Origin of the sequence: Vibrio sp. 10N.222.52.C12, assembly GCF_041474215.1 — a bacterium.
Lineage (GTDB): Bacteria > Pseudomonadota > Gammaproteobacteria > Enterobacterales > Vibrionaceae > Vibrio > Vibrio crassostreae_C.
The window spans coordinates 29,833-43,623 of sequence record NZ_JBFRTR010000051.1; the positions used below are offsets into that span (position 1 = coordinate 29,833).

At 45.3% G+C, this 13,791-nt stretch carries 15 protein-coding genes; 3 read left to right on the forward strand and 12 right to left on the reverse strand.

All coding sequences use genetic code 11. The features are described from left to right. Positions 1 to 2: 2 nt before the first annotated feature. From AB4623_RS10140 to AB4623_RS10190, 11 genes are all read right to left on the reverse strand, one after another. Positions 3 to 524 (reverse strand): DUF2878 domain-containing protein, encoded by a 522-nt coding sequence (locus tag AB4623_RS10140; RefSeq protein WP_372146329.1) that lies wholly within the window; start codon positions 522 to 524, stop codon positions 3 to 5. After that, positions 502 to 1,782 carry a class I SAM-dependent methyltransferase gene (locus AB4623_RS10145; protein ID WP_372146331.1) on the reverse strand — a complete coding sequence of 427 codons (1,281 nt, stop codon included), beginning with the start codon at positions 1,780 to 1,782 and terminating at the stop codon, positions 502 to 504. Before AB4623_RS10145 ends, AB4623_RS10140 begins: the two co-directional genes overlap by 23 nt. A 105-nt stretch (positions 1,783 to 1,887) precedes the next feature. Continuing rightward, a complete protein-coding gene (locus AB4623_RS10150; protein ID WP_017061280.1) occupies positions 1,888 to 2,694 on the reverse strand; it encodes a DUF1365 domain-containing protein in 807 nt (268 codons plus the stop codon). After that, positions 2,691 to 3,962, reverse strand: coding sequence for an NAD(P)/FAD-dependent oxidoreductase (locus AB4623_RS10155; RefSeq protein WP_102393346.1), 1,272 nt, complete (start codon positions 3,960 to 3,962; stop codon positions 2,691 to 2,693). The genes AB4623_RS10150 and AB4623_RS10155 overlap by 4 nt, the downstream gene beginning before the upstream one ends. Positions 3,963 to 3,964: 2 nt before the next feature. Then, entirely contained in the window at positions 3,965 to 4,696 is a 732-nt protein-coding gene (locus AB4623_RS10160) for an SDR family NAD(P)-dependent oxidoreductase (protein ID WP_017061282.1), read from the reverse strand. Then, positions 4,696 to 5,127 carry a nuclear transport factor 2 family protein gene (locus tag AB4623_RS10165; RefSeq protein ID WP_017061283.1) on the reverse strand — a complete coding sequence of 144 codons (432 nt, stop codon included), beginning with the start codon at positions 5,125 to 5,127 and terminating at the stop codon, positions 4,696 to 4,698. The genes AB4623_RS10160 and AB4623_RS10165 overlap by 1 nt, the downstream gene beginning before the upstream one ends. A 14-nt stretch (positions 5,128 to 5,141) precedes the next feature. Further along, positions 5,142 to 6,557 (reverse strand): deoxyribodipyrimidine photo-lyase, encoded by a 1,416-nt coding sequence (gene phrB, locus AB4623_RS10170; protein WP_372146333.1) that lies wholly within the window; start codon positions 6,555 to 6,557, stop codon positions 5,142 to 5,144. After that, entirely contained in the window at positions 6,554 to 7,501 is a 948-nt protein-coding gene (locus AB4623_RS10175; protein WP_372146335.1) for a YbgA family protein, read from the reverse strand. The genes phrB and AB4623_RS10175 overlap by 4 nt, the downstream gene beginning before the upstream one ends. A 174-nt stretch (positions 7,502 to 7,675) precedes the next feature. Continuing rightward, positions 7,676 to 8,356: a ChrR family anti-sigma-E factor gene (locus AB4623_RS10180; RefSeq protein WP_017060966.1), complete on the reverse strand. Its 681-nt coding sequence runs from the start codon at positions 8,354 to 8,356 to the stop codon at positions 7,676 to 7,678. Then, on the reverse strand, positions 8,349 to 8,996 hold the full coding sequence (locus tag AB4623_RS10185) for a sigma-70 family RNA polymerase sigma factor (protein WP_372146337.1): 648 nt from the start codon (positions 8,994 to 8,996) through the stop codon (positions 8,349 to 8,351). The genes AB4623_RS10180 and AB4623_RS10185 overlap by 8 nt, the downstream gene beginning before the upstream one ends. A 110-nt stretch (positions 8,997 to 9,106) precedes the next feature. Beyond that, on the reverse strand, positions 9,107 to 9,727 hold the full coding sequence (locus AB4623_RS10190) for an LON peptidase substrate-binding domain-containing protein (protein ID WP_017065084.1): 621 nt from the start codon (positions 9,725 to 9,727) through the stop codon (positions 9,107 to 9,109). 252 nt (positions 9,728 to 9,979) lie between these two features. Between AB4623_RS10190 and AB4623_RS10195 the strand changes: the two genes are divergently transcribed. After that, positions 9,980 to 10,366 (forward strand): tautomerase family protein, encoded by a 387-nt coding sequence (locus AB4623_RS10195; RefSeq protein ID WP_017072356.1) that lies wholly within the window; start codon positions 9,980 to 9,982, stop codon positions 10,364 to 10,366. 158 nt (positions 10,367 to 10,524) lie between these two features. Here the strand turns inward: AB4623_RS10195 and AB4623_RS10200 are convergent, their stop codons facing one another. Continuing rightward, positions 10,525 to 11,322 (reverse strand): DUF4344 domain-containing metallopeptidase, encoded by a 798-nt coding sequence (locus tag AB4623_RS10200; protein ID WP_017060970.1) that lies wholly within the window; start codon positions 11,320 to 11,322, stop codon positions 10,525 to 10,527. A 326-nt stretch (positions 11,323 to 11,648) separates the two neighbouring features. Here AB4623_RS10200 and AB4623_RS10205 point away from each other — a divergent pair, with 326 nt between their 5' ends. Together AB4623_RS10205 and gltS are read left to right on the forward strand one after the other, a co-directional pair. Continuing rightward, positions 11,649 to 12,005, forward strand: coding sequence for a YibL family ribosome-associated protein (locus AB4623_RS10205; RefSeq protein ID WP_017060971.1), 357 nt, complete (start codon positions 11,649 to 11,651; stop codon positions 12,003 to 12,005). A gap of 316 nt (positions 12,006 to 12,321) precedes the next feature. Further along, on the forward strand, positions 12,322 to 13,548 hold the full coding sequence (gene gltS, locus AB4623_RS10210; RefSeq protein ID WP_017060972.1) for a sodium/glutamate symporter: 1,227 nt from the start codon (positions 12,322 to 12,324) through the stop codon (positions 13,546 to 13,548). The last annotated feature ends 243 nt before the right edge of the window (positions 13,549 to 13,791 follow it).

A 13,791-nucleotide genomic window follows, 5' to 3' on the forward strand; every position in this document is an offset into this window, starting at 1 on the left:
AGTCACCTCGTTATTGCCATTTTAGGTTGTATTAAGTTGGAGTGGGCGGCCACCAGTAAGGGCAACAAAATCCCCCAACTTATTGCAAGGGCAGCAACTACCGATGCATCTGGCCAAGTAGTAAGAAGAGCACCAGCTTTGATGCCTCCCCAATAACTACTAGTACCTGCTACGAACCCTATGACAAACAAGATCACTTTCGAGCATTTTAAAAGCCAATTTAGGCTGTGGTTAAAACTGATTAAGAACATGATCCACAGGCAGACAAGCCACACCGGGAACCACGATTGATTCGCAATTTCAGAGTCGACGGCAAACACGCCGAAGTGGAGTAAGAGGCTATCAAGCAATAGCCCCAATGGTAATAAAATGAGTATCTTCAAATCGCTACTGCGAGTCGGTGATAGAAGGAAGTGAACCACTACAATCAGTGGTGTGACGAACGGGGCTTGCGCGGTAAAGAAAGCACTGCAAACCCAGGTCGCTTGAAACAGTACGAGATTAATAATCCAAAACCGCTTCATCTTTTTCTCCAAAGTAACGAGGTTTTCTTGCGACTACATGGTGAGTGCTGATCACGCGCTCTTTGAATGCGCCTTCACAGTAGCAGAAGTAGAAGGTCCATAAGCGTTTAAACTCTTCTGAATAGCCGAGAGACTCTAGCTCTTCCCAACTATTTTCAAAGGCGATGTTCCAATCATTCAGCGTTCGAGCGTAGTGCAGGCCAATGTCATCAATTTCTTGAACCACAAGGTCGGTGCTGGTCGCAAGGTGTTGGGTCATCACTGAAACAGAAGGTAGGCAACCGCCGGGGAAGATGTACTTCTGAATAAAGTCGACACCTTTGCGGTATTTGTCGTAACGGCTGTCAGCAATAGTAATTGCTTGAAGCAGCATCTTGCCTGAGGGCTTAAGTAGCGAGGAACATTTTTCAAAGAAGGTTTGTAGATACTCATGTCCGACCGCCTCTATCATCTCGATCGAAACCAACTTGTCATACTCACCAGTGAGATTGCGATAATCCTCTTTGAGCAGGGTGATTTTGTCGGTTAAACCAAGCGCTTTTACTCTCTGTTCAGCAAGTGCATGTTGGGCATCTGAGATCGTGGTAGTGGTGACGTGGCAACCGTAGTGTTGCGCCATGAAGATGGCTAAGCCGCCCCACCCTGTGCCTATCTCGACCACGCTATCTTTCTCAGACAGTTCTAGTCGCTCACAGATGGTTTTCATTTTGTTTTGTTGAGCCTTCGACAAGGTTTCTGCGTCTTCGCTGTAGATTGCGGAAGAGTACTGCATCGAGCTATCTAAGAAGCGCTCATACAGCTCGTTGCCAATATCGTAGTGGGCGAGAATATTTCGCTTAGAGCCTTGCTCGGTGTTGGCATTCTTACGACGCAGCAATAGGTTTTTGATGCGAGAAATCCATTGTGTCTTGTCATCAAGCTCATCCAATTGGGCTTGGTTACGAGCCATGATTTGAATCACACGCGTTAGATTTGGGCTGGTCCATTTACCATCGATGTACGCTTCAGATGCGCCGATACTGCCGTTGATGACCACATCTCTAAAAAAGGTCGCATCATGAATCACGATTCGACCTTTCAAGTCTGCTTCTCGATCACCGAACACCGAATGCTGGTCGCGCTCAATGATCTCGAGCGTCGCGAATTGCAGGCTTTCTAACACCTTGAAGATTAAAGCTCGATATTTACAGTTGCTTGAAACAGCAACGGCTTTAGCTTGTTGTTCAATATTGTTGTTTTGTTTGGCAAGCTGTTCCATGTAAACCTCGCTGATAACTCATTCTAATATTTTGTGCCAACTAAGCTGAGTTCTGCTCCTTGATTGGAGCGAACCCAAGCTTCAATTGAGTTCTTTCATGTGCGCTTAAGACGTTGAGTCTGGATGCGCCACAAACGGTACTTTTTTCAGGAATAATTTGAGAGCCTGATAATAAATTCCCATCACGACTTTTATCGTCATCGCCGGAATCTTGAATACCGTTCGTCTAATGTTTGTCTTGGTTACTGACTGCTTCGTCAGAGCCAGTGTCGCATCGAAAAGCTTGTCGTCTCGGCGGCTTTCGATGTGAACTAACGTGCGTTTCGCTGGTGGCTTAATCTTCCAAAAATAAGTCATGTTCAAATCCATGAACGGCGAAACGTGAAACTCTTTTTTTACCTTCAATTCTTGGTGCATGTCGATGAGATAGTAGTGTCTTTCTCGCCAAGGCGTGTTACTCACCTCAGCCAACATGTACTTACAATCTCCAGTCTCGTCATAACAGAAGAAACAGTTGATTGGGCTGAAGTAGATGCCTAAACAGCGGCACTGAGCCAGCATCGTCACACGGTTTGAATCAGACCAAACCCCACCAAGTTGTTGCACTTTGGAAGCTATACGTTGCTTAAGTGATTTTGGTTCATCCGTGGTGACATTTTCTTTTTTTTCAGCGAGATAATCCGATTCGACAAAGCGAATCGGGTTGTACCAACGAGTTCCGAACAGCGCACTGCGCGCTGTGGTTTGGGGCAGCTCATCAAGATCTAACCCCATCATATACAGCTGATAGCTGAACTCATGAGTGATGTCGCCAAAGCGGCGATGTCTGACGTTACCCCAATAGATACCGCTGAGCTCTTCACTCTTTTCGGATGCGATCCCCATCTCGGGTGTCAGGGTTTGACTGTTCATAGCGCGGAACTCGTACTCAAATCTAAACCGAAGCGTTTGGTCACATCGAGTGCACTGTGGACACCGTCTTCATGGAAGCCGTTATACCAATAAGCGCCAGCAAAGTGCGTCTGGTTTTTGCCACAGATTTGCTCACGCTTGTGCTGAGCTTCGACCGTGTTCGAATTAAGTACCGGGTGATGATAAACAAAGCTGCGAATAATTTTTTCTGGGTCGATGGCTTCGCTTTGATTCAAGGTGACACAGAAGGTGTCTTGGCTTTCGATGCCTTGCAGAATGTTCATGTTGTACGTGACACAGGCAGGTCGTTTACTGTCGCCATCTAACATGTAGTTCCAGCTTGCCCAAGCCAGTTTTCTGTCTGGTAACAAACGAGTATCGGTGTGCAGAACCACTTCATTGCGGCTGTATGGGATCTCGCCCAGTACCTGTTGCTCTTGTTCTGTTGCATCACCAAGCAAGCGTAAGGCTTGGTCTGAGTGGCAAGCAAAGATTACTTCGTCGAAACCTTGTGCTCTGCCATCTTCAAATTCAATCGTGACGCCTGTTTCTTGGCGAGTCACTTGTTTAATCGATGTATTCAGTGCAACAGTCTTACTTAGGCGTGAAAGGATGATTTCAACATAAGAACGCGATCCCTTTGGTATCACATACCACTGAGGACGGTTCGCGATATCGAGCAATCCATGGTTGTAGAAAAACTGAATGAAGAACTTGAGCTCAAACTCTTCCATTTCTTCCAAGCTTGTCGACCAAATCGCCGCGCCCATCGGTAAGATGTAGTGCTGGCTGAAAAAGTCGGAAAATTGATTATCTCGTAGGAAACTGCCAAGGGTAACGTCTGGTGTGAATTCATTGCTTTCAAACTGAGCCTTACACAGCTTGTTGAACTTGAGAATGTCAGACACTAAAGACCAGAACTGAGGTTTGAAGATGTTGCTCCTCTGCGCGAATAACGAATTAATGCTGTGGCCGTTGTATTCAAACTTGGTCGTCGTGTTGTGGACGCTGAAGCTCATCTCAGTCGGTTGCCTTTCGACATCGAGTTGTTCTAGAAGCTGATTGAAATTCGGGTAGGTTCGATCGTTGAATACGATGAAACCTGTATCTATCGAAAACGCCGAGCCTTGATGTTCAATATCAACGGTCGCGGTGTGCCCCCCAACGTAATCATTCTTTTCGAATACTGTTACGTCGTGGTGCTTATCTAATATATGCGCGCAAGTGAGTCCAGAGATACCTGAACCAATAATGGCGATTTTCTTCATTGTTATACCATCCTTGAAGCGAGTTTTTGCCAAACTGGAGTTGGGAGCATTCTTAGTAGCTTCATCAACATGATGAATCGTCTTGGGAAATCGATTTCACTCTTTCCTTGAGCGATACCATTTACGATTCGCTGAGTTGCGGCCTCACTACTAATAATCATAGGCATAGAGAACGTATTTCGCTCGGTTAATGGCGTTTCAACAAAGCCAGGGTGCACAATTGAGACATGAATGTTGTGCGTTGCCAGATCAACCGAAAGTGTTCTGCCTAAGTAGGTGAGGGCTGCCTTTGAAGCGCCATAAGCCTCGGCTCTTGGCAAAGGTAAAAAGCTGGCGCTGGAGCTGACTAAAACCAAACGGCCGCCGGGCTTGATGTTTTTTAACCAAGCTTTAAGGGCGTAGCCAATTGAAATTAGGTTTATGTTGATGACGCGCTCAAAAAGCTCGGCATCAAAATTCACTGGGTCGTCGATGTACTCACAATCACCCGCATTTAAAATCAGCAGATCGAGCGGCTTGTCTTGGTCGAGTTCTGGGAAGTTGTGGTAATCAGTCAAGTCGAAACAGAGCGGTGAAATTGATGAATGCGCGACGTCTGTCTCGTGCGAGTCAACTAAGGCTTGCAGCTTGTCTGAGTTGCGGCCACAAGCAATCACCTGATGCCCTTGCTGAGCGTAATCTTTAGCTAGGGATTGGCCGATACCAGAGGTCGCGCCTGTAATCATAATACGCATTATCGGCTCGCCCTCTTTTTGATGGATTTGATCGCGCAGCCCAGTACTGGAATGTGTTCGTACAACATAGAGCCGACGTCGAGGTAGTCTCTGTGGTAGACCACTTGACCGTCGAGCATCTTAAGGTGGCTGTGCCCTTGTACTTCGATTGGCTTTTGCCCATTTAATTGCTTGTGAGCAAACTGCATCGTCCAGTAAACGGAAGCTTCGTCGTTCGCTTCGAAAGTGTGTTCGATATGAAAGTAACAGCTGGTTACTTGGGTGTAGAGGTTCTCGAAGTAGTGCGTAAGCGCCGAAATACCGCTGACATGATGCAGCGGATCTTGGAATTCAATATCAGGGTGATAAACCGTCTTAAGCACGTCGAAATTGTCGGTTCCGAGTTCTCGATACATGTTGAGAAAGTTATCAAGCCATAGAGAGTTATCCATAATATTCACTCTAATTATTTGAAGAAGGCTAAGGCTCTCAATCGTGCTTCTTTATGCTCAACGATGGGTTGCCAGTATTCGCTGTCTATTCCGTTTTTAGCGATAAAGTCATGTGGGAAATGTACATGCTTATCTGGGATATTTTGCAGCTCTGGTATGTACTTACGAATAAAAATTCCTTTTGGATCAAACTTTTCACTCTGAGTGATTGGATTGAAAATTCGGAAGTAAGGTTGAGCATCACAGCCAGTACTTGAAGCCCACTGCCAGCCACCATTGTTGGCACTAAAGTCTCCGTCGATAAGGTGCGACATAAAGAAACGCTCGCCCCAACGCCAGTCAATAAGCAGGTGCTTGGTTAGGAAGCTTGCCACCACCATTCTTAGTCTGTTGTGCATCCAGCCCGTTTCAACCAGTTGACGCATTGCGGCATCAACCAATGGATATCCTGTTTTTCCTTCGCACCAAGCTTTGAAGCTAGGATGATCGTGATACCAATCTAAACCATTGTATTTTTGCTGAAAGTTAGCACCTTTGACCAGTTTAGGGTGGTGGAACATCAAATGCTTATAAAAATCTCGCCAAATCAATTCATTGAGCCAACAAAAGGCCGGTAATTGCGTATCAAATAACAGATCGGGTTGCTGCTGAATCAATTGAATCGCTAACCAACGTGGGCTCACGGCGCCAATCGCTAAATAAGGTGATAGCCCCGATGTTCCTTTAACTGAGGGAATATCTCTCAGACGTGCGTAGTCGTTGACTTTATTGCCTAAGAAATTGGGGATCACATTGCCCAATACATCTTGGCTTAATGGCCAGCGACTCGAATCAACACGCGGAAAATCGAAATCATAGTCAGCAGAGATGGTTAAGGCTTGTAAGTCGTCAGGAAGCTGTGTTTGTGAACGTTCAGCTGACTCGACAGGAGCTGGACTGCAGATGATGCCTTTCACCTGAACTTCTTTTAACCAAGCGTTCTTAAAGGGCGTAAAGACTTTGAACATCTCGCCTTGTTTGTTGAGAACGCTACCGAGTGGCAGCATAGCGTCACAATCGCTGATCTTCAGGTTTAGGCCGCTTGAAATCAGCTTTTTATCGCGAGCTTGTTCATCGACCTCTGGTTCAGAGTTAGCGTAGACGCACTTGGCATCAAGCTGCTGGCACAAATCGATGAGCTGTTTGGATTGGTCGTCAAAGTCGCTAGCTTTCAGGTGAAGCAACGTTATCCCGAATTCAGCGAGCTGGGAATCGAGTTGTTTTAGATGACGATAGATGAAATCAGCTTTGATCGGCGCAAGGTGGTGTTGCCGCCACGTTTGAGGCGTTGAAATGAAAACGGCGGTCGTTACGCCGTTTTCAACTGCCGCGACGAGCGCTGGGTTATCGTGAATCCGCAGGTCTCGTCGTATCCATAGTATGTCGCTCAATATCCGTATCTCAGTTTAAGTTCTTGAGGGTGCGGGTTTAGGTAAACCTGTGATTCTAGGTATTCGTTCGGGTATTCCATCAGGTAGTGATTGATCAGTGTCAGTGGCACTAGCAGTGGAACAACGCCCTCTCTGAATGATGCGATCTGGTTGGACAGCTCTTGCTTGTGAGCGCTACTCAGTTGTTTTTTAAAGTAACCCTGCAAATGATGCAGCGTATTGGCGTGACTGCCTCGATTCGCGTGATGAGACAACGCCGTCATCAAGCCTTCGATGTATTGAGCCGCTAGTTCGTCGATATCTAAATCATTACCCGCTAGCAGTTTGCCTAAGCTTTTGTAACCCTCAACGTGGTGACACATGACTAGATATTTGTGGGCGCTGTGGAACTGAATCAGTTTGTGCTTGGTCACACCTTCATCCACAAGATCGAGCCATTTTTGGTAAGTGAACACTCGAGTCATGAAGTTTTCACGCAAAATGGGATCGTTAAGGCGGCCGTTTTCTTCAACGGGAAGTAACGGGTTGCCGTCCATAATTTGTTGGGTGAACATGCCTATGCCTGTCGATTCAGAGCCGCGACCATGGTGGTGGTACACCTTCACGCGCTCCATGCCGCAGGTTGGGCTTTTTTGACACACAATAAAGCCAGCAATGTGTTGGTTTTTCTTTGAGTAGTTTTGACCGAACTCGATCAGTTCGTTGGTCACATCACCTGAGCCATCAGGGCGAGAAACATGGATGATGTCATCTAGCATTCTTGTTTGACGAATGGTTGGACGAGGGGTTGGAAGACCAACAGCCATCTCTGGGCAAACAGGTTCCAATTCCACGTAGTCTGCTAGGTCGTCTGTACAAAAACGAGAGCGTTTATGACCTGTGTCGAAACGTACTTTGTGTCCAGCAACACATGCACTGATACCGATTTTGATTTTCTTTTCCATTGGCCAACTCCTTTGCTCTTGCTCTGAGCTTTTTCTTATAGTTCAACATTGCTAATCGTATTTACAGAGCTGGGTGTGTTTTTACTTTGACACCGTAGTTGTTTTTATTCAGATGTATTGACGATATACAGGGTAGCTTTATGCCATCCTGTATATTTATAGCCTGCAACTGGGTTAATAGATATATTTTCCAAGTGGATTGAATAGTTGGCTCACACCTTTTGTGAAGTAAAGCGCATCACTTGAAACGGTTAAACAGACACAACCTTCTTTTGTTGCCGGTTGATGAGTGTGATTGCCATCCAACCAGATGAAGTCACCTTTGTTGTAAACGCCCATTTCGTCTTCGAAACTGCCCTCTAGAAGAAGCGTGATCTCGAAGCCTTTGTGGGTGTGGCAAGGCACTTGTCCATCTTTGTCGATGTGCAACAAGCTGGTGTGGTGTGCTTCGTCAGCAAAATCGAGTCTTGCTCGTGAAATTTTGCCTAGGTTCATCCAGTCCTTTCTCGCTACTGAGTTTAGAGCGCGAGGGATTGTGAATGTCGTGTCAGCAACAGTTACTTTCTGAACCTCTGGAGTCACTTCAACAGACTGAGAAGTATCAGCTGTGATTTGCTCTATCGCGTCAAAATCAAAGTCCATGTCGTCCATTGAGAAGCTGTCTAGATCTTCATTTGAGAATACTGGCTCTGCGTCAAAAGCATTATTCGCTGCTACAGCTGTAAGCTGCTTGACTTGTTGTTGGCAGTGTTCACACAGCTCTACATGGCTAGAAACAATCAAAGAAACTGAATCAGCCAACGTGCCATCGACGAAGTCTTTCAAGATTGCCGCGTTTGGGTGATGTTTAATCATGGTCTTGTTCCCCCATGTGAACTTTTAATTTGGCTAAAGCGAGTCTCAGACGTGATTTCACTGTTCCAAGTGGGACGCCAAGTTGCTGAGCGAGTTGCTCTTGAGAGAGCTCTTGAAAGTAAACGCCTTTGACGATGGTTTTCTGAGCGAGAGGCAACTTTTCTATTTGAGTCATTACGTGTCGGCTCATCAAATGGTCACCGAATGGCAAATCTTCGCTTTGAGACTCGGCTACCATCGCATCGATTGGCCAGATATCGTCGGCTATCGTTTGTTCGGCTTTCGCTTTCACTTTGCGCAATATGTCGAATGCTGCATTACGCATTACCGTGTAGACCCAAGTGGTCGCAGCGCCTTTATCTACATTGTAGAGATGTGCTTTCTTCCAAACATTAGTCATCGTGTCTTGAACTAGCTCGTTTGCAGCAGCTTCGCCACCCAACTTACTGATACCAAAACGCTTGATCTTAGGAGCGAAGAACTTGAACAAACAGGTGAACGCCTGCTTGTCTCGGTCTGTACCAACCAACACCAGCCAGCTCGAGAGCTCTGTCGGTACTTTGTTGTCTGTAGGTACTTTGTTATCGGGAATAATGACATGCTCCTTGCCGTTCCCTGAACTTCTGCTTTCCACTTGCATAGTAACTAACCATCATGCGAATTTGATGGGCACTACGTGAAAGGAGAAAGTCGGGATCACTTTAATTTAAATTAATTTCTACTATACAAAATTATAGTGAAGAAAAGTGCTTATTGCCCCGTAATGATTTGATTCAAAAAAGGAACTAGAGACGGAAAACTGGCTGGCTCAGTAAATTCTGTTTTCTTTTCCAGTGGGATAGGCATCATTTCGAGCAATCGCGCACAGATCCATTGTGGGCTCTCAAAATCAGGAGTGGGATAGAGTGTTCTTATCGAATCGTGGTCGCGAAACAACTGAACCAAAAAAGCGGTAAACACGTTAGGCACTTTATATTCATCGGTAGGCCAGTGAGGCAACAAGCTGAACTTACTTTTAATCAGGTCATCATCGTCTCGAAACGACCCATGCAATTGCACCAACTTTTCGCCTTCGACATCAATTTCTAATATCTGGTCGTCCGACATATTGAAGTCGACGATGGTCACCTTTGTTCCCCAAGAGCTGAGATGATCAGAGTTAGATTTGTCTTGAGTGGCGATAATGAAACCATCGCCCTGCGCTGCGTGAGCGACCATCGCGAGATACTTTGGCTCAAAAATGCGCAGTCTTTGTCTGCCTCCCGGTAAAAGGAAGATGGGGAGGGGAAACACAGCGAGCTCCAGAGAAGACTCTACGGGTGTTTCTGGTTCGGCGTCTGTCCGCGTGGTCTTCCTAGGTGAATTCGGCACATAGTACTCCTTAGTTCAGATGTGATTCGAGAAGATATACGCGGGGAGGGTGGTGTTCGATCAATTCGCTTCGGCTTATGTTCGCAAAGGGATAGATATTTTGTTGCACCTGTTCATAAATTCATTGTTTTTACCTTTTCTCATACGCGTCATTAGGTAATATATGAACAAATAGTAAGCGAATGGGTAGTTGCCAGACGATGCTTCTATCTGACGTTCTTCTATACCTAACATCGCATCAAAGGAATGGTCATGATTGTTATTTATGGTATCAAAGAGTGCTTAAATCCAATTAAGTTGCAGCTCTCTAATGTGTTGCAGCAGTGCTTGAACAGTGAAATGGGTTTACCCGATGACAAGCGAGCACATCGGTTTGTGCCATTGGAACGAGATGACTTCTTTTACCCGGAAGGAAGAACAGAAGCCTATACCGTCATTGAGATAAATATGATGGAAGGTCGAGCGGTAAACACCAAAAAGCGCTTAATTAAGAAGATATTTTCTGAGATAGAGAAGCAGTTAGCTATCTCTCCAATTGATATTGAAATTTCCATTAAGGAACAGCCATCGCATTGCTGGGGATTTCGAGGGATGACCGGCGATGAAGCTCAAGATCTGAAGTACAAAGTGAACGTCTAGGGTTTAAGCTCTTAACTCTTAACTCTTAACTCTTAACTCTTAACACGTAAGACTTAAGCCAATCTATCGAGTGACGGCTTTGGAATTTGATGCCAAAGCCGTTTTCCTAGTTCTCGACACTAACCTTTAAGCATCTAAGCATCTAAGCATCTAAGCATCTAAGCATCGTCACTCTTTTTTAAATACTGATGCCAATTTTCATTGATCACGTCAAAGTGCTCAACGCAGAACTCTTTTCTGTCTTTCAAATAGTCGTTTTCCACTTCATCGAGCAAGTTCTTATAGGCATCGGGATCGCTGCCATACACCAAGCATAACGTGGAGAAGTAACGCTGCAGGTCGAAACTGTGCTCGTCGATGTATTCCCCCAAGTCGTAATACTCTGGGCGGTCTTCTGACTCGAAAGCGAACATGTCTGCAGCGCTGATAGCAGCGTCGGCCCCATGCTCTACGTAGTTAAGCAGTAGCACGGTTGCTAGGTTATCAACCGCATCTTCTTCTTTGCCCAATATGGCAATGTTCTGATCTTCGATATACGCATGCCCAGTCTCGTGTAGCAGGGTGTGCAGCAAGGTATCAATAGCGCCGGTTTGCGCAGATTTCCCATACTCTTTTTCGTATTGGTTCTTCTCAAAGTAATTGAGTGACTCAGCGTAAAAACTGTAAGGGATCAGTACTTGATGGGTTTGTGGATCGTAGAGTGGTCCTTCTTCCCCGCCATATTGAATGGTTAATGGCTTCTCAAACATGAAGAGTTGGTTTGATAGGTCGACCACGGTGTCATTAACGCCACTGCTTTGAATCTCTCGTTTGAGCTGCTCTTCTTCGGTATTTTGCGGTGTAGAGTACTCGACGATTAGGTTACTTTGGGTGGCTTGTTCACTAGATGCATAAGTTGTGGCAAACATTGCACTCAGGGCTAGGCTGCAGGTCAATGTTCGTTTCAATAATGTCATCGGCTATCCTTGTGATTACGTTGCGATTCAGAGTCGTGCTGGGGGTAACAACTCCAAGCTGTGTACCCTGATTTAGTTATTGCGTTAGAGTATAAGTTTAGACGGAATTTTGATGCATCGAGGACTGCAATTTTTGAAGTAGGCGCTATCCTATCAATGAATAATCCGCTTAGAGATTCGCCACAAAGAATAAGTAAGCTGAATGAGCGGTGTCGATGTGATTCGTTTCTATTGGTAATTAACAGATAAATTTCGGTTCAACACAACCCTTGTGCTATACTCCGCGCCCCAATCCGAATTGGCTTGTTTAATCTTAGGAAATTATTATGAGTGTTAAAAACGAACTTCAACAAATTAACAACCGTCTAGACAAGTGTCGCCACAAGTTAGATGCTGCTAAAACTCGTAATGATCGTCCTGTTGTTCGTCAGTTCGAGGAAGAGATTAAGAAGCTAACTAAGAAAATTGCCCAGCTTAAACACAAAGAAAGCTATGATGTGAACCAAGAGCGTAAGTCTCTGGTTGATATGCCATTTAGCCGTGAGATCACTAAGGCTGAGCAAGCGGATATGGGTAAACTTAAAAAGTCTGTTAAAGGACTCGTAATTGTTCACCCAATGACGAAGATCGGTAAAGAACTTCGCATTGAGGTTATGACTGGTTACGCACCGAAAAAATTCTAATTACCAGCGATGGTGATGAAAGAGGAGCTAGAAATAGCTCCTTTTTGCTTTTTTAGGTATTAAGAAAGCAGAGTCAGCGGCATAGATACTCACGCCGTTTTCAACTTTTAGGAGGTGATTGTTGTCACAAATCCTTTTATCTCCTATAAAAGTTAACGTGCTACTAACATGGTACTAAGCGATCGCAGTAATGTGTTCGCTTTTCGAATCCACACTTTCTCTCCAGTTTGTATAAATATAGGTAGAGCAGCACAAATAATTACAGATAAAACTAGACTCATTAGGGAAGATGAGAACGTAAAAAAATAGAGGTTATATGAATCAATTAATTTCAATTGGACCACTAGAATCCTTCCTAATCGCGATTAGTGTTTTGTTTCTAGGTCATTTCGTCAATGCAAAGCTTCCGATTCTCAAAAAGTACAACATTCCAGAGCCCATTGTCGGCGGCTTGATTGTCGCTTTTGCTATTACAGCCCTGCACTTTAACGGCCTTGATCTTGAGTTTTCCTTGCCCCTGCAGAACACGTTTATGTTGATGTTCTTTGCAACGGTCGGTCTTGCGGCGAACTACACGCAGCTGATAAAAGGTGGTGCTAAGGTATTCCTATTCTTAGGGGTAGCGTCGGTTTACATCATTATCCAAAACGGTGTAGGCGTAACCTTAGCTACGGCACTAGGCCTTGAACCCTTGATGGGTTTGATTGCTGGCTCTATCACCCTTTCGGGCGGTCACGGCACAGGCGCGGCTTGGTCTCAAACTTTTGCAGACACGTTTGGCATTGCAAATACGCTAGAAATCGCGATGGCTTCAGCGACCTTTGGTTTGATCATCGGTGGTATTATCGGTAGCCCAGTGGCGCAAAAGCTGATTGATAAAAACCAGCTTGAATCTGAGTACGGCACTGGCACGCAAACACATGAACGCTTCCCTGAACTTGTTACTTACAACGAGTATGAAGAAGACAAAGTGACGGCGAAGAAGGTGATTGAAGTGTTGTTCATCCTTCTTATCTGTATCACGGGTGCGAAGTACCTAGAGCAGTGGGTGGCGACTTTTGAAATTTCTTGGTTGATGATTCCTGACTTCGTTTACGCGTTGTTTATCGGTGTGTTCATCACTAACGTGTTTGAAGTGACTAAGCTGCATAAGACTGACAGCGAAACGGTCGATATTCTTGGTACGGTGTCATTGTCACTGTTCCTAGCAATGGCGCTAATGAGCCTTAAGCTTTGGAACATATTTGACCTTGCGATTCCGTTCTTGGTTATCCTGGCGGTTCAGGCGGTTGTGTTAGGTATCTTCTCTTACTTTGTGACGTTCAAAGTAATGGGTTCTAATTACGACGCAGCGGTTATGGCGGGTGGTCACTGTGGTTTCGGCCTAGGTGCAACACCAACAGCGGTAATGAACATGGGCTCTTTGGTGAACCGTTTTGGTCCTTCACCACAGGCGTTCATGGTGGTGCCAATTGTTGGTGCCTTCTTTATCGATATCGTTAACCTGATTATCCTTCAAGGTTACATCTCGTTTATCGGTTAATGTTCGCCTTTGTTTAAACGCGATGAGCTCATCGCACTAAGATGAACACAAGAAAGCCAGTCTGTTGACTGGCTTTTTTTGTTCTTGTTTATCGAGGTTTTCTTGCCTGATACCCCTGCGGTTAGGGCTCTGTCACATCAATAACTAGGGCGTGTTGATCTTTCGAGCTGATCTTTGCAGTGAGTTGCTGGGTATTTATACAAGGCAGAGGCATCGATGTGTAGCTAGCCTACATGAGAAGCC

Bases quoted from the DNA above. Each gene is read 5' to 3' on its own strand.
- AB4623_RS10140 (WP_372146329.1), bottom strand. From the start codon at position 524: ATGAAGCGGTTTTGGATTATTAATCTCGTACTGTTTCAAGCGACCTGG.
- AB4623_RS10145 (WP_372146331.1), bottom strand. From the start codon at position 1,782: ATGGAACAGCTTGCCAAACAAAACAACAATATTGAACAACAAGCTAAA.
- AB4623_RS10150 (WP_017061280.1), bottom strand. From the start codon at position 2,694: ATGAACAGTCAAACCCTGACACCCGAGATGGGGATCGCATCCGAAAAG.
- AB4623_RS10155 (WP_102393346.1), bottom strand. From the start codon at position 3,962: ATGAAGAAAATCGCCATTATTGGTTCAGGTATCTCTGGACTCACTTGC.
- AB4623_RS10160 (WP_017061282.1), bottom strand. From the start codon at position 4,696: ATGCGTATTATGATTACAGGCGCGACCTCTGGTATCGGCCAATCCCTA.
- AB4623_RS10165 (WP_017061283.1), bottom strand. From the start codon at position 5,127: ATGGATAACTCTCTATGGCTTGATAACTTTCTCAACATGTATCGAGAA.
- AB4623_RS10175 (WP_372146335.1), bottom strand. From the start codon at position 7,501: ATGGAAAAGAAAATCAAAATCGGTATCAGTGCATGTGTTGCTGGACAC.
- AB4623_RS10180 (WP_017060966.1), bottom strand. From the start codon at position 8,356: ATGATTAAACATCACCCAAACGCGGCAATCTTGAAAGACTTCGTCGAT.
- AB4623_RS10185 (WP_372146337.1), bottom strand. From the start codon at position 8,996: ATGCAAGTGGAAAGCAGAAGTTCAGGGAACGGCAAGGAGCATGTCATT.
- AB4623_RS10195 (WP_017072356.1), top strand. From the start codon at position 9,980: ATGATTGTTATTTATGGTATCAAAGAGTGCTTAAATCCAATTAAGTTG.
- AB4623_RS10200 (WP_017060970.1), bottom strand. From the start codon at position 11,322: ATGACATTATTGAAACGAACATTGACCTGCAGCCTAGCCCTGAGTGCA.
- AB4623_RS10205 (WP_017060971.1), top strand. From the start codon at position 11,649: ATGAGTGTTAAAAACGAACTTCAACAAATTAACAACCGTCTAGACAAG.
- gltS (WP_017060972.1), top strand. From the start codon at position 12,322: ATGAATCAATTAATTTCAATTGGACCACTAGAATCCTTCCTAATCGCG.